Source organism: Janthinobacterium fluminis (assembly GCF_028595325.1).
Lineage (GTDB): Bacteria > Pseudomonadota > Gammaproteobacteria > Burkholderiales > Burkholderiaceae_D > Janthinobacterium > Janthinobacterium fluminis.
Genome location: NZ_JAQQXR010000001.1, coordinates 1144321 through 1163185, shown reverse-complemented (window position 1 = coordinate 1163185; position 18865 = coordinate 1144321). Strand labels below are relative to the sequence as shown.

General features: G+C 64.3%; 13 protein-coding genes. 5 read left to right on the top strand and 8 right to left on the bottom strand.

From position 1 onward, the window contains the following. Positions 1-150 precede the first annotated feature (150 nt). Positions 151-2262, top strand: a complete 2112-nt coding sequence (fusA, locus tag OIK44_RS05075; RefSeq protein ID WP_273669612.1) for an elongation factor G — start codon at positions 151-153, stop codon at positions 2260-2262. 56 nt (positions 2263-2318) lie between these two features. Here fusA and OIK44_RS05070 read toward each other — a convergent pair whose 3' ends face one another. After that, entirely contained in the window at positions 2319-3197 is an 879-nt protein-coding gene (locus OIK44_RS05070) for an alpha/beta hydrolase (RefSeq protein WP_273669611.1), read from the bottom strand. A gap of 230 nt (positions 3198-3427) precedes the next feature. Here OIK44_RS05070 and OIK44_RS05065 point away from each other — a divergent pair, with 230 nt between their 5' ends. Beyond that, entirely contained in the window at positions 3428-5896 is a 2469-nt protein-coding gene (locus OIK44_RS05065; RefSeq protein WP_273669610.1) for a PAS domain-containing protein, read from the top strand. Positions 5897-5976: 80 nt separating this feature from the next. On the opposite strand, the gene OIK44_RS05060 is transcribed toward OIK44_RS05065, so the two are convergent. Next, positions 5977-7824, bottom strand: a complete 1848-nt coding sequence (locus OIK44_RS05060) for a PHA/PHB synthase family protein (protein WP_273669609.1) — start codon at positions 7822-7824, stop codon at positions 5977-5979. Positions 7825-8104: 280 nt separating this feature from the next. Here OIK44_RS05060 and OIK44_RS05055 point away from each other — a divergent pair, with 280 nt between their 5' ends. Beyond that, the gene (locus OIK44_RS05055) at positions 8105-8557 is read left to right on the top strand and encodes an Hsp20/alpha crystallin family protein (protein WP_273669608.1); all 453 of its coding nucleotides are present in this window, start codon (positions 8105-8107) and stop codon (positions 8555-8557) included. A gap of 34 nt (positions 8558-8591) precedes the next feature. Here OIK44_RS05055 and OIK44_RS05050 read toward each other — a convergent pair whose 3' ends face one another. From OIK44_RS05050 to OIK44_RS05025, 6 genes are all read right to left on the bottom strand, one after another. After that, positions 8592-10067: an aldehyde dehydrogenase family protein gene (locus OIK44_RS05050; RefSeq protein WP_273669607.1), complete on the bottom strand. Its 1476-nt coding sequence runs from the start codon at positions 10065-10067 to the stop codon at positions 8592-8594. A gap of 120 nt (positions 10068-10187) precedes the next feature. Then, positions 10188-11342, bottom strand: a complete 1155-nt coding sequence (locus OIK44_RS05045) for a hypothetical protein (RefSeq protein ID WP_273669606.1) — start codon at positions 11340-11342, stop codon at positions 10188-10190. A 108-nt stretch (positions 11343-11450) separates the two neighbouring features. Continuing rightward, positions 11451-12632, bottom strand: a complete 1182-nt coding sequence (locus OIK44_RS05040; RefSeq protein ID WP_273669605.1) for a hypothetical protein — start codon at positions 12630-12632, stop codon at positions 11451-11453. A 435-nt stretch (positions 12633-13067) separates the two neighbouring features. Then, complete coding sequence (locus tag OIK44_RS05035) at positions 13068-15623, bottom strand: TonB-dependent siderophore receptor (protein ID WP_273669604.1); 2556 nt, start codon at positions 15621-15623, stop codon at positions 13068-13070. A gap of 150 nt (positions 15624-15773) precedes the next feature. Next, positions 15774-16793 carry a FecR domain-containing protein gene (locus tag OIK44_RS05030; RefSeq protein WP_273669603.1) on the bottom strand — a complete coding sequence of 340 codons (1020 nt, stop codon included), beginning with the start codon at positions 16791-16793 and terminating at the stop codon, positions 15774-15776. 6 nt (positions 16794-16799) lie between these two features. Then, positions 16800-17300, bottom strand: a complete 501-nt coding sequence (locus OIK44_RS05025) for a sigma-70 family RNA polymerase sigma factor (RefSeq protein WP_273669602.1) — start codon at positions 17298-17300, stop codon at positions 16800-16802. 560 nt (positions 17301-17860) lie between these two features. Here OIK44_RS05025 and OIK44_RS05020 point away from each other — a divergent pair. Further along, complete coding sequence (locus OIK44_RS05020) at positions 17861-18562, top strand: eCIS core domain-containing protein (RefSeq protein ID WP_273669601.1); 702 nt, start codon at positions 17861-17863, stop codon at positions 18560-18562. Further along, on the top strand, positions 18559-18861 hold the full coding sequence (locus tag OIK44_RS05015; RefSeq protein WP_273669600.1) for a YciI family protein: 303 nt from the start codon (positions 18559-18561) through the stop codon (positions 18859-18861). Before OIK44_RS05020 ends, OIK44_RS05015 begins: the two co-directional genes overlap by 4 nt. Positions 18862-18865: the final 4 nt, after the last annotated feature.

Below are 18865 nucleotides of genomic sequence, written 5' to 3'. Positions count from 1 at the left end.
GCTGGGGACAGACCACGATTTCCGGGAAATGTTTCCCGGAAATCGTGGTCTGTCCCCAGCTTGTCGGCGCAAGCGTCACACGATAAAACATAGTCTGTTACACTTTAAACACCACTCCACTCGTCCGTGCCGTGGCCTAAGGAGATTGTGATGACTCGCAAAACACCTATTGAGCGTTACCGCAACATCGGCATCAGCGCCCACATCGACGCCGGCAAGACCACCACCACGGAACGCATCCTGTTCTACACTGGCGTCAGCCACAAGATTGGCGAGGTGCACAACGGCGCGGCGACGATGGACTGGATGGAGCAGGAGCAGGAGCGCGGCATCACGATCACGTCGGCCGCCACGACGGCGTTCTGGAAGGGCATGGCCGGCGACCTCGGCGAGCACCGCATCAATATTATCGACACGCCCGGCCACGTCGACTTCACGATCGAGGTCGAGCGCTCGATGCGCGTGCTCGACGGCGCCGTCATGGTCTACGACGCCGTCGGCGGCGTGCAGCCGCAGTCGGAAACCGTGTGGCGCCAGGCGAACAAGTATGGCGTGCCGCGCATCGCCTTCATCAATAAAATGGACCGGGTCGGCGCCGATTTCTTCCGCGTGCGCCAGCAGATCCGCGACCGCCTGAAGGGGACGGCCGTGCCCATCCAGATTCCGCTCGGCGCCGAGGAGCATTTCCAGGGCGTCATCGACCTCGTCAGGATGCGCGCCATCGTCTGGGACGAGGCCAGCCAGGGCGTGCAGTTCAGCTACGCCGACGTCGCGCCGGACCTGCTGCCGCTGGCCCGCCAGTGGCGCGAGAATATGGTCGAGCAGGCCGCCGAGGCGACGCCGGAGTTGACCGAGAAATACCTGAACGGCGAGGCGCTCAGCGAGGCCGAGATCAAGCTGGGCCTGCGCCTGCGCACGATACGCAATGAGATCGTGCCGATGTTGTGCGGCAGCGCCTTCAAGAACAAGGGCGTGCAGGCGATGCTCGACGCCGTCGTCGAGTACCTGCCGTCGCCGCTGGAAGTGCCGCCCATCGTCGGCCACGGCGAACATGACGAGGAAATCGAGCGGCACCCGGCCGACGACGAGCACTTCGCGGCGCTGGCGTTCAAGATCATGAGCGATCCTTTCGTCGGCCAGCTGACCTTTTTCCGCGTTTATTCCGGCTCGGTGCATTCGGGCGACATGGTCTATAACCCGACCAAGCAGCAGAAGGAGCGGCTGGGGCGGATTTTGCAGATGCACGCCAACGAGCGCAAGGAGATCAAGGACGTCTACGCCGGCGACATCGCGGCCGCCGTCGGCCTGAAGGGCGTGACGACGGGCGACACGCTGTGCGCGCCCGAGCACATCATCATCCTGGAGAAGATGGTGTTCCCGGAAGCCGTCATTTCCCAGGCCGTCGAGCCGAAAACCAAGGCCGACCAGGAGAAGATGGGCATGGCGCTGAACCGGCTGGCGCAGGAAGACCCGTCCTTCCACGTGCGCACGGACGAGGAGTCGGGGCAGACCATCATTTCCGGCATGGGCGAGCTGCATCTGGAAATTCTGGTGGACCGGATGCGGCGCGAGTTCGGCGTCGACGCCAACGTCGGCAAGCCGCAGGTGGCGTACCGGGAGACGCTGACCCGCGTCGTCGACGAGGTCGAGGGCAAGTTCATCAAGCAGTCGGGCGGGCGCGGCCAGTACGGCCACGTCGTGCTGACGCTGGAGCCGCGCGAGCCGGGCAGCGGCTATGCCTTCGTCGATGCCGTCAAGGGCGGCGTCGTGCCGCGCGAGTTCATCCCGGCCGTCGACAAGGGCGTGCAGGAAACGCTGAAGTCGGGCGTGCTGGCCGGTTATCCGGTGGTCGACGTCCAGGTGACGCTGACCTTCGGCTCTTACCATGACGTCGATTCCAACGAAAACGCCTTCCGCATGGCCGGTTCGATCGCCTTCAAGGAAGGCATGCGCCGCGCCGGCCCGGTGCTGCTGGAGCCCATGATGCAAGTCGAGGTCGAGACGCCGGAAGACTTCATGGGCAATGTGATGGGCGACTTGACGGCGCGGCGCGGCATGGTGCAGGGCGTCGACGACATCCCCGGCGGGGCGGGGCGCATCGTGCGCGCGCTGGTGCCGCTGGCGGAAATGTTCGGCTATTCGACGACGCTGCGCTCGCTGACCCAGGGCCGCGCCACCTACACGATGGAGTTCAAGCACTACGCCGCCGTGCCCAAGCACGTGCTGGACCAGGTGGCCGCGCCGAGCCGCGCGGGCCACTGAGGCCCGGATGGAAGACCGGACTCCGCTGGGGTCCGGTCTTTTCGCGGCGGCTCGCGCTAGCGCCCCTGCGCCGCCATCCCCAGGGCCTTGCGCACCTCCGGCAAGATCAACTGCCACGCCGCCGAACTGGCCGCGATCTCGTCATAATGCCCCGCGCCGGGCAAAATCAGCACGTCGGCACGGTCGCCCGCGAGATGCGCGCGGCGGGCGTAGTCGTGCGCCGCGCGCGGCGGCGACACCGTGTCAAGCTCGCCAGTAATCAGCATGGTCACGCTACCGTTTGGCATGAGCTCGGCGGCATTGGTGTCGGCAAAGACGTCCGGCCGCGCCGCGCACGCGACACCCGTCAACTGCAGCATGTCGCGGTCGCAGCTCGACTTGATCAAATCCTGCTCGTTGCGCAGGTCGGCCAGTCCGCCCAGGCTGATGATGTGGCGGATCGGCAGGAAGTCGCCGCGATACAGGGGGCTGCCGGCCGGCAGCCTGGCGCGGCCGGCGATCCACTGCACCAGTTGCCCGCCGGCCGAGTGGCCCATCGCCACGATGCGGCTGGTGTCGAGCTGGTAGGTGGCGGCCTCGGCCTCAAGCAGGGCGATGGCCGCGTGCATGTCCTGATAGGTGCCGGGATAGCCGCCACCTTCCTCGTCGACGCGGCGGTACTCGACGCTCCAGACGGCGATGCCTTCGGCGGCCAGCGCGCCGGCGACATTGTGCATTTGCCGCATGCCGCCGAAGGCCACGGTCCAGCAGCCGCCGTGCACCAGCAGCGCGACGGGGAAGGGGCCGGCACCGTCCGGGCGGAACAGCTCGACGAATTGCGAGGCCGCGCTGCCATAGGGAATGCGCGCCGTCGGCGCCGGGCCGCTCAGCGCCAGGTAGTCGTCCAGCGTCATCGGCGCGGCAACGACGCCCGGGGAATGCGTGCTTGTGTTCATCGATACGGCTCCGTGGAAGGGCTAGGTGCGGGGAACTTTACCCGCAAGCTGGAGCGTTGCGCAAGCGCCATGCGCCGGCATCGCTGGTTTTGATGAAAAATTGCGACAAGGCAACTAGTAACACCCTATAATCAGGCCCATCGGATAGCATGGATTTGATTGATCCTGCGGAAAATCATCTTCCGGCCGCATCATGTAATATCCGCCAGTTCAACCCACCTTTCTTTACTGTGCACGCAAACAAAATCATCAGTCTGCTCGACGCCGAACACGCCGCCGGGGCCAGCATTGCCGCCGGCGCCACGCTGGCGCACGCTCTGGCCCAGATCATCCAGGCCGTCGAAGCGCAGTCCGATGACGTCGTGCACGCCTGCATCCTGTCGCTGGACGCGGCCGACCGTTTCACGGCCCTGGTCGCGCCCAGCCTCGCCGCCGACTACGCCCCGGCGCTGCTGCGCAGCAGCATCGGCCCGCGCACCAGCCCCTTCGGCGCGGCCGCGTTTTCCGGCGCGCCGGTGTTTTCCAGCGATATCGCGCAGGACCAGACCTGGACCGACGGCCGCAAGGATGCCTTGCTGCATGGCTTGCGCGCCTGCTGGGCGGCGCCCGTGTTCGGTGCCAAGGGCCACATCCTCGGCGTGCTGGGCCTGATGTTCGCCACGCCGAAGCATCCGACCCAGGTTGAGACGGCATTGCTCAACGTGGCCGCGCGCGCCTGCGCCCACACGATAGAGCGGCGCCAGGCGGCCGAGGCCATCGCCGAGAGCGAGGCGGAATTCCGCGCGCTGGCCGAGGCGATGCCGAACCAGGCTTGGCTGGCGCGCCAGGATGGCACTGTGTACTGGGCCAACCAGCGCGGCTATGAATACACGGGGGCCGTGCCGGGGCGGCACGTCGCCGACGACTGGCGCAAGATCGTGCACGCCGACGATCTGCCCGGCGCCGTCGACGCCTGGCGGGCCGCGATCGCCGGCGGAATAGTCTACGAACAGGAATTTCGCCTGCGCTGCGGCGCCGACGGCAGTTACCGCCGCTTCCTCGTGCGCGCCGTGCCCGTGCGCGACCGCAACGGCGCCGTGCTGCGCTGGGTCGGCATCAACACCGATATCCAGGAGCAAAAGAACGCGGCCGAGAAGCTGGCCTATCTGAATTTTTCGCTGGAAATCGAAGTGGCCAACCGCACGGCCGACCGCGACCGCATGTGGCAGTTGTCGACCGATATCATGCTGGTCGCCGATTTCAGCGGCATGATTATCGCCGTCAATCCGGCCTGGTCGTCGATTCTTGCCCGCAAAGAAGGCGAATCGCTGGGCATGGACTTCCTTGAGCTGGTGCACGCCGACGACCGCGCCGACACGCTGCGCGAGTTCGGCAAGCTGGAGGAGGGCGTGCCGACATTGCGCTTCGAAAACCGCTACCTGCACTGCGACGGCTCCTACCGCTGGATTTCCTGGACGGCGGCCGGTTCGCAGGAATTGATCCACGCCATAGGACGCGACATCACCGACGAGAAAGAGGCGCGCCTGGCGCTGGCCCGCAGCGAGCAAGCCCTGCTGCAGTCGCAGAAGCTCGAATCCATCGGCAAGCTGACGGGCGGCGTCGCACACGACTTTAACAATGTGCTGCAAATTATTTCCGGCAATCTGCAACTGCTGCAACTGGCCGTCGGCGACAACGCCGTCGCCATGCGCCGCGTGGAAACGTCGATCTCGGCCGTCGAACGGGGCGCCAAGCTGTCCTCGCAACTGCTGGCCTTTGCCCGCCGCCAGCCGCTCAAGCCCCTCGTGACCGACCTGGGCCGGCTGGTGCGCAGCACGGCGGAGCTGTTCCGCCGCGCCATCGGCGACATGATAGAGACGGAGATCATCGTCGGCGCGGCCCTCTGGCATGCGCTGATCGACCCGAACCAGCTGGAAAATGTGCTGCTGAACATGGCGATCAACGCCCGCGACGCGATGCAGCGCCAGGGCAAGCTGACGCTGGAGCTGGGCAACGTGACGCTGGCGGCCGACGCGCGCCAGCCCGAGGTGCTGCCGGGCCAGTATGTGCGGCTGGCCGTCACGGACACGGGCCACGGCATGGAACAAGACATCCTCGACAAGATTTTCGAGCCCTTCTTCAGCACCAAGAAAGAGGGCGAAGGCACGGGGCTGGGCCTGAGCATGGCGTATGGCTTCATCAAACAGAGTGGCGGCCACATCAAGGTGCACAGCCGGGCCGGCCAAGGCTCGACCTTCGAAATCTACCTGCCTCGCACGCTTGAGCCGCTGGCCGACATGCGCGTCGCGCTGAGCGGCCCGGTGCTGGGCGGCAGCGAAACCATCCTCGTCGTCGAAGACGATGTGCACGTGCAGACGGCCGTCGTCGACATGTTGCGCGGCCTCGGCTACACGGTGCTCAAGGCGAACACGGCGATGAGCGCGCTAACGGTCGTCAAGAGCGGCGTGCCGATCGACCTGCTGTTTACCGACGTGGTGATGCCGGGCGAACTGCGCAGCCCCGAAATGGTGCGCCAGGCCAAACTGCTGCTGCCGCAGCTACAAGTATTGTTCACCTCCGGCTACACGCAAAATGCCATCATGCACGGCGGCCGGCTGGAGCCGGGCGTTGAATTGCTCAGCAAGCCATACCGGCGCGAAGATTTGGCGCGCAAAGTGCATGAACTGCTGTTGCGGCGCCACGCCGGCCAGCAAACCTGACGCTGGACGGCGGGGACAGACCACGATTTTCGGGAAAGTATTTCCCGAAAATCGTGGTCTGTCCCCAGCTGTTCGGCCCTTCAATGTTCGTGGACGTAGGCGCCGGGCGCCGGCGTCATGGGCGCATAGCCTTGCGCCGGCGCGCCCATCGGCGGCGGCGCCACTAATTGCGCGTTGGAGTTGTGGCGCAACCATTCTGCCCAGACCGGCCACCACGAGCCTTCCACCGTCGGCGTTTCCATATACCAGCGGTCCGGGTCGACATAGCGCTCGTCGGCCCGCCAGCTGGAGATGCGGAAGCGGCGGTTGTGGTGCCCCGGTTCGCTGACGATGCCGGCATTGTGGCCTCCGCTGGTGAGGACGAAGGTGACGTCGGTGTCGGCCACGAGGTTGAGTTTGTAGACGGAGTGCCACGGCGCGACGTGGTCCGTTTCCGTGGCGACGGCGAAGATCGGTATCTGGATGTCGCTGAGGGCGACGGATTTGCCGTTGACCTTGTAGCGGCCGGCGAACAGGTCATTGTTGAGGAAGAGGCGGCGCAGGTATTCGCTGTGCATGCGGTAGGGCATGCGCGTCGTGTCGGCGTTCCAGGCCATCAGGTCGCTCATCGGGGCGCGCTGGCCCAGCAGGTAGTCGTGCACCATGCGCGACCAGATCAGGTCGTTGGAGCGCAGCAGCTGGAAGGCGCCCGCCATTTGCCGGGTGTCCAGATAGCCTTGCTGCCACATCAGGTTTTCCAGGTAGACGATCTGGCTTTCGTCTATGAACAGCGACAGCTCGCCGGCCTCGCTGAAGTCGGTCTGGGCCGCCAGCAGCGTCATCGAGTTGAACGGCGTGTCGCCGTGTTCGGTCAGGTAGGCGGCTGCGACGGCGAGCATGGTGCCGCCCAGGCAATAGCCGACGGCGTTGATTTTCCGGTTAGGCACAATCGCCTGCACGGCCTTGCAGGCGCCGAACACGCCCGTCCATAAATACTCGTCCATGCCCAGGTCGCGGTCGTCCGCGCTGGGGTTGTGCCAGGAAATCATGAACACCGTGTGGCCCCGCTCGACCAGGTAGTTGACCAGCGAATTGTGGGGCGACAGGTCGAGGATGTAGTATTTCATGATCCACGCCGGCACGATCAGCACCGGCTCGGCGCGCACCTGCGCCGTCTTGGGACTGTACTGGATGACTTCGATCAGGTGGTTGCGGTACACCACCTGGCCGGGCGTGACGGCCACCTGTTTGCCGGGCAGGAAAGCGTCCGCGCCGGGCGGCAAGCCCTTGCTGTCTTCGCGCTCCAAATCCTCCAGGAAATTGACGGCGCCGCGGACAAAGTTTTGTCCGCCTTCCTTGGCGGTGGCGGCCAGTACTTCCGGGTTGGTGGCGATAAAGTTGACGGGTGAAACCATGTCGAGCAACTGGCGCGTGACAAACGACACCACGTGCTCATGGTGGGCGGAGACGCCGCTGATGCCGGTCATGGCGTTATGCCACCATTGCTGGTTGAGCAAAAATCCCTGGTAGATCAAATTGAACGGCCAGCGCTGCCACGAGGGGTCGCGGAAACGGCGGTCTTGCGGCAGGGGCGCGATACATGGCGGACAGGACTGGGGCGATATCAGCTGCGCGGCAGAGCACTGCAAGGCGTAACTGGCCAGGCGAAATTCCTTGCGGGCCGCCTTTTGCGTCAATTTCTGCCATTTTCCGGGGGACATCATCAGATGCATCGCCCAATCGGTATAGGCCAGGGCGACGCTGATCGGCGACACGCCGTGGGTGCTGCGCGCGACCGTCGCGTGGATCACCCTGTCGATATCGCTGGGCGCCTCTTCGTCGTTCCAGCCTGGCACCAGCGTTTCCAGATGCGCGTCGCCGCGCACCGGCCGCCTGCCCGGACGCAGGTGAACGGGCAGGCCAGTTTGCCTGAAATGCGTAATCTGCATAGTGCGCTCCACAAAAAACAAGGAGGGCGTCGCCGGTCCTTTACAGTATTGGAGGGTGCGGCCTGGTCCAATGTTTCGACGTCGCCGCCGCGCAAGCAGACCTAGATCAAACACGGGCCGATGATTTCCCCGCAGCGGGGAACGTGGCCAGACGTTTGAGCTATGTCAAAGAGGGCGCGTTGCGGAATCCTAGGATGAAGGATAGGCGCCGCAGCCACGATATTTGCGGTGCCGCTATGCCAATGTCTTCAAAACATCCATTTCTTTAAGGAGGTTCAATATGGCAAGCAATTTGATACAACGCGATCCCTTCGGCGGACTCGCGCGTTTTGACCCGTTCATCACCGATATCGACGACATTTTCCGTGATTTTTTCAGTATGCCGGCCCTGCGCGGGCGTGAATCGACGCAACGCATGCGGGTGGACATTGCCGAAACCGAGCGATCCTACCTGGTCAAGGCGGAAATTCCAGGCGTCAACAAGGACGATATCAAGGTGTCCGTCGACGGCAACCGGGTGTCGATCAATGCCGAGGTGAAGGAGGAAAATGTCGCCGACGACGGCGGCAAGCTGGTGCGCAGCGAACGCATTTACGGCCAGCAATACCGCAGCTTCACGCTGCCCCAGGAAGTCGACGATGCCGCGGCCCAGGCCAGGTATCAGGACGGCGTGCTGGAATTGACGCTGCCGAAAAAGGCCGGCACCGGCGGCAAGCAACTGGCCGTGCAATAAACGCCAACGCGGGCGGCGCCCGGCCAGCCTCGGTTTACAGCATCGGCAGACGCAGCAAATCGACCGTTTTACGGACAAGATAGCTGCGCTGCCGGCTGTAAGGAGGGAAAAACAATTTAATCAGCATCAGCGGCGACGAGCGCATCACGGCGCGCTCGTGCGAGAACGCCTTGAAGCCATAGGCGCCGTGGGCGGAGCCGATGCCGGAATTGTTCACGCCGCCGAAAGGCAGGTTGCCGTGGGCGAATTGGGCGACGCAGTGGTTGACGCAGGCGCCGCCCGAGCTGGTGCGGCCGAGCAGGGCGTCGATATGCGCCTGTTTGCGGCTCCACACGTACAGCGCCAGCGGTTTGGGGCCGGCGTTGATGGCGCTTATGACTTCGTTCAAGTCCGAATAGCCGAGGATGGGCAGCAGCGGGCCGAAAATCTCTTCGTCGAGAATCGCGGCGCCGGCCGGCACCTCGTCGAGCAGCGTGGGCGCGATATAGCATTGCGCCTCGTCATGCACGCCGCCGGCGCGCACCACGGCGCCGCGCGCCAGCGCGTCCCTGAGCAGCGCGGCAACCCGCTGCGTGTGGTGCCGGTTGACCATGCGCGTCAAATCGGGGTTGTGGCGTTGCTCGGCGGGGCTGGCGCCATAGCGCGCGGCCAGCACCTTGTTGCACTCGGCAATGAACGCTTCCTTGACGCTGTCGTGCACATACACATAATCGGGTGCGACGCAGGTCTGGCCATTGTTGAGGAATTTCCCCCACATCAGCGTTTCCGCGGCCAGCACCAGGTTCGCGCTCTCATCGACGATGGTCGGCGACTTGCCGCCCAGCTCCAGCGTGACGCTGCTCAGGTGCCTGGCGGCGGCGCTCATGACGACCTTGCCGACGGCGGGTGAGCCGGTGAAGAAAATATGGTCGAAAGGCAGCGCAAGCAGGGCCTGGGACGTTGCCAGGCCGCCCTCGAACATGGCCACCTCGTTTTCCGGGAAGACCTCGCCGAGGATGCGCGTCATCAGCGCCGACACGGCCGGCGTCATTTCGGACGGTTTGACGATGGCGGTGTTGCCGGCGGCCAGGGCCGACACCAGCGGGCCGAAGCACAGCCCCAGCGGGTAGTTCCACGGCGCGATGATCAACACCCGGCCGCGCGGCTGGTATTGCACCCAGGCCGAGGTGCCCAGCATGGTCGTCGTGGGCCAGACTTTGAGCGGCTTCATCCAGCGGCGCAACTGGCCGATCGCATGGCGCATCTCATCCATCACGGGCAGCAGTTCGGACGCCTCGACTTCGGTCGGCGACTTGCGGTAATCCTGCAGGAAGGCCGCATAGAAGGCTTCGCGCTGCGCCAGCATCGCCTCGCGCAGTTTCTTGATGCGGGCGATGCGCTCCCTGGCCGTTGAAACGCGCCAGCGCAGCGCCGTCTCGAACTGGGCGTCGAACACCGCCGCCATGCGCGCGGGATCGCTTTCGTCCGGGGCGGCCGGCGCCGGCTGGCTGGAATGGGCAGATAAATGCATGCAAGCTCACTTTCAATTTGGAACGGCGACGATGCAGCGTCCATAATTGAATACAATACCATGGCTGATGATACGGTTTTGACAGGATTACTCTAATTTCTGCGTGATTCTTAGCCCCCCTCAATCGCTGGACGCGCTCTTTTCATATCCGAGGAAACTGGGCATGTCGAGCACATTGGCGCCGATGACGAAGGGTTGCCCGGGCTGCAAGCGCGTCGTCAAGGTCAGGTGGCCATGCCCGTCGAAACTGACCGTGTTGCTCGTCGATGGGCCGGATGGCAGATAAAACGGCCAGAGGCCGCGCGCCGCGTTGTCGCGGATGCGGGCCTGGTCCTGGCGGTTGAACATGCCGTTGCACAGCACGACGATGTCGGCCCCGTCGGCGACCAGCAGGCTGGCGATGGCGCGGCGCAGGGCGCCGAACGGACCGAACATATCGCCCCAGCCTGGCGAGCCGCCGCTGGTCCACGGTGGCGCCGCGTCATTGGCGTAGGCATTGTGCAGCAGCGCCGAGTCGTACCAGGGGCCGGCCGTCGCCACCCAGGGCGCATAGGCGCCAAGGTCGACGTCGACGCGCACCTGCGCCAGGGCGAAGCGCTGGTTGATGCGCGAGCGCGGATCGCTGCCGCTCCACAGGCCGAACAAATAGTCGTCATTGTCGCGCGCCCACGCGGGAATGGGCGGGGGGCTGGCGGCGCTGTCGAAACTCAGTTGCGCCGGGGGGGAGCTTGCCAGCATGCGTTGCAGATCGGCCAGGCTGCCGGCATAGTCGACGGGGCGGGGATGGTTGCCCTGGTAGGGTTCGAGCGCCTGTTTTGCGGCCGCGATCAAGGCCATTTGCGTCAGGTCGGCGATGCCCTGGGCCGCAACGGCGGTGGCGCCGTTGCGCATGGCCCACATGCGGAACAGGGCCGGCAAGTTCGCCAGCGGCGGCGTTGGCGACAAACTGTCGACGTAGGCGCTCCACGCCACATAGTGGGCCTGGCCGATGTCGCTGGAAAATTGTGACGCCGGGAAAGTGATCTGGCCGGCGACGGCGGCATATTCGTCGAAGAACCGTTCCGTCCGGCGCAGTACGGAGTTGAAGGTCAGCGCGCGCGGCGGCACAATATTCGGGCTGGACCACAATTGCTCGTCCGAGGCCAGCGGCCGGCCCGGCTGGGCCAATTGGAACATCGCCGGGCTCTGCAGCAGAGACGCGGCGAGGCTGTGATACCAGCGCTCCTGCAACAAGCACATCGGCGACTGCGGAATGGGGATGTTCGGGGTATCCATACGGCGGCTTTCTGTGAGGGGAGGGGCGCCCCGTCCTGCGGCGCGACTGTGCTGGCGGTAGCGGCCGCCGCCGCGCCGCCTGTCCTAGGCGCGGCGGCGGCCGTGGCATCACGCGCCGCGGATGCTGGCCAGATGTTTCATATAAGCCTGGGCCGCGTCCTGGCCGACGAACACGCTGACGGGTTCGACAATGGCGCCGACGACGATGGGCACATTCGGCTGGCTAGTGAAGGTCACCGTCATATTGCCCTGGTTGTTGAACTGGACGTCGGTGCTTGAGCCGGACGAGGAATTGGCGCTGTAGAAGGGCCACATGCCGGCGCCGGAATTGTTGTGGATGGCGTTCTGGTCTTCCTTGCTGAAAACGGCGCTGGAGGTGACGACGACATTCATTCCGGAAACGACGACCAGCGTGGAAGCGAAGCGCTGCATATTGCCCCGGCTGCCGAAGGTGTTGTTCCAGTTGATGGGGGAGGAGGCGACCCACGGCGCGCCATCCTTGTTCGCATAGGCCAGGCTCATGGCCGAGGAGTTGTACCAGTCGCCGGGCGTGGCGCCGAACTGCAAGGCGTGCTGGAAGGTGGCGGCGACGGTGACGTTGCTCGCCGCAAAAGTGCTGCTTTGCGACGAAGAACTGCTGCTGCCGCCCCACAGCCCGAAAAAGCCTTCGTTCGCGCTCTTCGTCCACGAATTGCTGACGCTTGAATTCATCGTCGAGCTATTCAGCGAGAATGCGCGGTTCGGCGCCACGTTGAGCAGGTTCACCAGGTCGAGATACCCCTCGCCCCAATTGGGCGGCGTCGCGCCGGCCGGTTTGTACAGCATCAGCGACAGTTGCGCGCTGCTGATAGGGTCGAGCAACAACTGCGCCAGATCGGAGGCGCCGACGTTGGCGACGCTGATAAAGCCGTTGCGCACGGCCCAGTTACGGAAAATCATGGGAAATTGCGACAGCGACGTGGTGTAGGGCAGGGTGGCGACGAAAGCGTCCCAGGCGGTGTTGCATTTGGGGCCCACGTCCGCGCTAAAATTGTTCGGGGCGCCTTGCAGGGCCGAAAACAAGCCGCTGTAATCGGATGTGAATTGATTGCCGCCGCTGGCGATGTAGTTCTGTGTCAGCGAAAACGGTGGGATGTTATTGAAATAGTTCCACAGTTGCTGATCCTGGTTGGCGCCGGCGATCAAGGGCGGCGAAGGCTGTATCATTTGAAACGGGATGTCGGGCGCGAAGCCCAGGCCCTGGCTGAATCCATTGTAAAAGCCATTTTGCAAGTCGAGGTATGTAGCCATTTTAAAATCTCCCAAAGAGTTGTTATTAAAATACCTGCGCCTACCGTTTCCTTGTTGGCTCGCATGGACTGCGCCGACATGGCCAGCCATCCGGCGAGCACGGACGTCTTCCCATCGCTATGCGCTTCCTTTCATTGTGGACAGCCGAATACGATCGCCGCACGGGTAGACGTCCGTTCGGAAATGGTTTTCGCTTGAGGGTTGGGGGAGCGTTTGCTGCGCAATCCTGATCGCGATCAAGACGGCAAGCTGTTGTCATCGTTCAGCTTGCTTGCAGATCAATATAGCAGCTGAAAAATAGCATATACACACGCTTTGTCACGCGGAGCAGTTTTGTATTCCGACAAAAAAAGCGCCGCAGCGAGGACGTGGACGCGATGGTCGAAGCCGCCTGGCGGCGCCCGCTCGCTGCCGGGCGCCGCCAAGTATGCCGTGCTACCAGATATATCCGACGCGCAGCACCACGTTACGCTTTTCGCCGTAGCTGCAGGCATTGGACGAGAAGCACGATGCGACGTGGTATTTGTCCAGCAGGTTTTTCGCCGTCACGCTCACACTCAGGCCGCGCCATGCGCTGCGGACCGCGCCCAGGTCATAGCGCAGCGCGGCGTCGAGCAGGGTGAACGCCGGCACGCTGAAGCTGTTCTCGGCGTCGCCCCAGCTCGGCCCGACATAGCGCACGCCGGCGTCCAGGGACAAACCACGCAGCTCGCCGTCGAAGCCATAGTCGACCCAGGCCGAGGCCAGCTTTTTCGGGACTTCAAAAGGCGATTTCCCCTGGTAGTTGCCGCCCCAGGGATCGGTATTGTCCTTGGTGATCAGCAGCGGATTGTAGGTCAGCGACGCCACCAGCCTCAGTTGTTTCGTGGCCTGTGTCACCGCCTCCAGTTCGATGCCGCGCGAGCGCACCTCGCCCTGCTGGATGGAGTAGCGCTTGTCCGTGGGGTCGGTCGTGACGACGTTCTGGCGGTGCAGCTCGAAAGCGGCCAGGGTGATGGCGCTTTGCTCGTTCGGCGCGTATTTCACGCCGACCTCGACCTGCCTGCCCGTTTCGGGCTCGAAGGGGCGGCCGGCACGGTCGGCGCCCGACACGGGCAGGAACGATTCCGTGTAACTGGCATAGGGCGCCAAGCCGTTATCGGCAAGATAGGTCAGGCCGGCGCGCCTGGTGAAGGCCCTGGGGTTGCGGCTCGTGGTGCGCGGTGACGGCTGCATCAGGCTGGTTTGCTCCAGCCGGTTCCAGTCGCGGCGTCCGCCCAGCGTGAGCACCCAACGGTCATACTGGATGCGGTCCTGGACATACAGGCCGAGTTGCTGGTTGCGCTCGTTTCGCAGGGCGTCGGGCTTCAGCAGGCTGGTGTCGATGACGCTGCCGTACCGGGGTTTGTAGATGTCCAGCATCGGCCCATCCGCGATGTACGAGTAAAAGGAGGTGTTGCTGCGGTTGTAGTCGAGGCCGGCGATGAATTCGTGCCGCAGGCCCGCCGTCGTGAAGCGGCCCGACAGGCTGGTGTCCAGCGTGTACGCGCGGCCCTTGCCATCGCGCGAATCGATCTCGCGGTTGCTGCTGGCGTTGTCGATCAACGGCCCATAACGGAACATATACTGCTCGTGGTTGTTCACGCGCAGGTAGCGGAAGCTCTGCTTGAGCGTCCAGCCGCTGTCGAGTTCATGGCGGGCTTCGTAGCCCAGCGTGGCGACTTCGGTTGTTTCATAGTCGAAACCGGGCTCGCCGAGGAAGCGCGTGAGCGGCAGGCGGCCGTTGGGGTTGCTGCCGTTGAGCGCGTTCCACGGCGCTTTCGTCGATTGCATGGCGCGGTTCTTCTGGTAGTACGCGCGCAGCGTGACGTTGGTGCGCGCGCTGGGCGCCCAGGTGAGGCTGGGCGCCAGGTAGGTGCGCGAGTCATTCATGTAGTCGATCTGGTGATCGGCCTCGCGCACCAGGCCCACCAGCCGGTACTGCAGCGTGCCGTCCGCGCGCAGCGGGCCGGCGAAGTCGAAGGCCCCCTGTTTGCGCCCGTAGCTGCCGAGCGACAGCTCGACCTGCTTCACGGCCTCGGCCGTGGGGCTCTTGGAAACCAGGTTAATGATGCCACCCGGCGAGTTCTGGCCATACAGCACCGAGGCGGGGCCTTTGAGCACCTCCACCCGTTCGGCCCCGTAGGGCTCCACGCCGTAAAAGCCGAACATACCCAGCGGCATGAGACGCAGGCCGTCGAGGTAGAAGGCGGACGAAAACTGGCTGAAGCCGCGCATCGACATGCTATCGTCGGCGGGGTTGGCGCCGGCCGTGTTGCTGCGCACGCCGGCCGTGTATTGGATGGCGTCGTTCAGCGTGCGCACGCCCTGGTCGTCCATGCGGTCGCGCGTGATGACGGAAATCGACTGCGACACTTCGTGGACATTCGCGTCCGTCTTGGTGGCCGTGCTGCCGCGTTTGGCCAGATAGCCCGACGTTGGCCCCCAGGCGCTTTCGCGGTCCGCCTGCGCCGTGACGCGCACTTCCGGCAGGGCGGTGGCAGGTCGGGTTGCCGCGACGCCCGCGGGGGCGACGGCCGGCAAGGTCCGCAAGGCGTAGCCGCCGCCCGCGGCGGGGATGGCGCCCAGGCCGGTCCTGGCCAGCGCCCGCGTCAGCGCCTCGTCGACCGAATAACTGCCGGTCACGCCGGCGCTGCGCCGCCCTTCGGTCGCCGCGGAGGCGAAGGTGATGAGCACCCCGGCATCGCGCCCGAGACGGTTCAGCGTGGCCTCCAGCGGCCCGGCCGGAATATCGAAGCGGCGCAGCTCCTGTCCCGGCTGGCGCGCGGCGTTGGCGCTCTGGGCCCAGGCTTGCTGCGGCGCCAGGGAACTGCCCGCCACCAGGCTGGCCAGCGTGCCAAAACACAGCGTTTGCAGGGCGCGCGCCATCGGACGGGGGCGCAGCCCAAAAGCCAGCGAGCGAGGGGAGTGTGGCGCGGCGCGATGGGCGGCGGGGTTGGTGCGGTGCTTCATGAATTTACTTTCGGTCGAATGGCTACTTGGTTGGCGAAGTCCGGGACGCATAAACATGCATCCTTACCTTGCTTGACAAGGAGCGCTCCCAAAACAGCTCATTTTTTTCATCGGACTGGAGGGCGGCCGGCGCCACCCTTGCCACGTCGCTCAGCGCTGGCGCTGGCGGGGCCGCACGCGGACCCAGTAACGGGTGAAGAATTGCAGCTCGACGGGTAGCGACGACGTGAGTCCGGCCAGGATGGCGTCGGTGTCGTCCAGCGGATAGGCGCCCGACACCTGCAGATGCGCAATGGCCGGCGCGCAGGCGACATGCCCGGGGCGGTGGCGGCCCAGCTCAGCAAGGAAGTGGTCCAGCCGCATGTGCGAAACGACCAGCATGCCGTCCGCCCAGGCGCCCGCGCCTTCGTCGAGCCGGCTCGCCGGCTGCGCTAGCGCGCGGGTAAAACTCCCTTCTTCCTTGGCCCGTAACAAACGGAGAGCGGATGGCGCATCGGCGGGCCGCAGCTCCACAGCGCCTTGCAACACGCCAACGTTGACGGCATCATCCTGCTGGCGCACGGTGAAGCGCGTCCCCAAGGCGCGCACCGTGCCGCTGCTGGTGTGCACGATGAACGGGCGCTGCCGGGTGTCCGGCGCTGTCTGCACCAACACCTCGCCGCGCAGCAGTTGCACCACGCGCCGCTCGGCGTCGAAACACACATTGATGGCGCTGCGCGTGTTGAGCACGATGCTGCCGCCGTCGGGCAATTGCAACGTGCGCCGCTCGCCCGTCGCCGTGCTTTCATCGGCAAGCCATGATTGCCAAGGCGAGGACTGGCGCACCGTGGCCGCCGCGCCACCCACGACGACCAGCGCCGTCAGCAAGCGCACGGCGCGGCGCCTGCTGACGGACGCGGGCGCGGCCAGGGCGGCTTTGGCCAGCGGCAGCGGGATGTCGGCCAGTTGGCCGGTGACCGCCTCGATGCGTTGCCAGGCAATTTCATGTTCGGGGTCGGCGGCGCGCCAGCGCTGCCACGCGGCCAGGTGCGCGGGGCTGTCTGCGCCGTCCTGCAGCGCAATCCACCACTGCACGGCCTGCTCGGCGACCGCCTGCGCCACGCGCGGGGTGTCCGCGCCGCCCGCCAGCGGCGGCGCGCTGGCGTCCATCAGGCCCTGAAAACCGCCCACGCCGCGCTACGCCGGGAAAAAGCAGCGCATGGCCGCCTTTGCCAGATGGCGCTTCACCGTGGAGAGCGAAATGCCCAGCTCCGCCGCAATCTCGACCTGGCCCATACCTTCGAGCTGGGCCAGGAAAAAGGCTTGCTTGGCCAGTCCGGGCAGGCCGTCGAGGCGGCGGTCGACTTCAAGCAGCGTTTCCAGAAACATCAGGCGGACTTCGGGCGGCGGCGCCACCGGCTCCGGCAGCAAAGCCAGCGCGTCAAGATAGGCCTGTTCGATGGCGCGCCTGCGCACATGGTTAATCAACAGGTTACGGGCGATGGCGGTCAGGTAGGCGCGGGGTTCCTGCACCCGCTCCAGACCTTGCGCGGTGAGCAAGCGCAGGAAAGTGCTTTGCGCCAAGTCGGCCGCATCAAAGGCGTTGCCCATTTTCTTGTGCAGCCAACCGCGCAACCAGCCGTGGTGCTCGCTATAAAGAACTTGGATTGCCTGGAGAGATGTGTCGGCTGCTGACATGAGGGCGAATGGAGCGTGCTACATTTAAACGATAATGAGAACTATTCTCAAGTATATTGTATACGCAATATTATTGCAACATTAGCCTGCGTTGCGCAGCAAGGGAATTTTTCCGCTGCTGTTGACGCGGCGGTGGCGTGGGGGCTGTTTACCTGTGGCCATGATGTTGTAAGCGAGTTATGATTGGCTGAATATTTTTTTCATGAGTTGCTTTTAAGGCAGCGCAAAACATGCAAATCATAGGACCCTTACTCGCTGCATACTGGTGGGCTATCCCGGTTTTCATCGTTGCGCTTTATTTTAAGAGTCCCTCGTAAGAGTTCCTCGTAAGAGTCCCGCGGGCAAAGGGCTCCTGGGTGAAATGGTCGTCAATTTCTCAGCACGGCTGATGCTGGACAAATCACAGTACCATCTGATCAAAAATGTCACACTGCCCACTGCGGGACGGCACGACGCAGATCGACCACATCATCGTGTCGGCGTTCGCTTGCAATGGTTTCCCGTCCTGTAGATTCATTCTGAAAGCTCAGCCCGCCGAACCGGATAAAACGGAGTAATCCATGAAAACACCAGCCCCACTGACGGCAGAACAAACGCATCGGCAAGCAGCGACGCTTGCCCGGCCAGTCTCCCAACGTTTCGGCGATCCTTTAGCCGCCTTCGACAACGGGCGCCCGGAAGCGCTCGCGCAGCTGCGCTTGCAGGAAGCGGCCGGCAAGAGCGCGCAAACGGCGCAGTTAAAGAGGATGCAGGCGAAGATGTACGACAGTTCGCGAGTCGCGCAGATGATGGCGATGGCGGGATGCATGGACAAGGATGCCCGTCAGGCCGCGCAGCGCCAGGCGGAGGAGGAAGAGGAACCGCTGCAGGCGCGGCAAGACGGCGCGCTGCAATTGAAAGAAGGCGCACCAGAAAAGCCCAATAATACTGGTTTGCCGAATCAGCTGAAAACCGGCATCGAATCGCTTTCCGGCATGAGCATGGATCATGTACAGGTGCATTACAACTCATCCCAACCGGCCCAGCTCAATGCCCTGGCGTATGCGCAAGGCAGCGATATCCACGTAGCTCCGGGGCAGGAACAACATTTGCCGCATGAAGCCTGGCATGTGGTGCAACAGGCACAGGGGCGGGTGCAGCCGACAACGCAAATGAAGACGGGTGTGCCGGTCAACGACGATGTGGGGCTGGAAACGGAAGCGGACGTGATGGGCGCGCGGGCCGCGGCGCACGTCGGCGATTCGGCGGCACCGCTTAGATGAACGAATACATCATCTTCATGCTTGACGACACGACGAACCGTTCTGCGTCAACGAACAGCACGCTCTGGGCTGAATACATAAGCGCCCTGCGCAAAAGCGGCCAGTTCGATGGCGGAAGCTCAATCGGGAATGGCGAACGGCATCGGAAAGGGGAGCCGGCCAAGGCCGCCGGCATCGATGTCACCGGTTTCATCCGTGTACGGGCCGCGAGCATGGAGGATGCCAGGCGTTTTTTGATCGGCAATCCAGACTACGAAGCGGGCGGTAGCGTGGAAATACGCGAGCTGCCAAAGGACTAAAGGA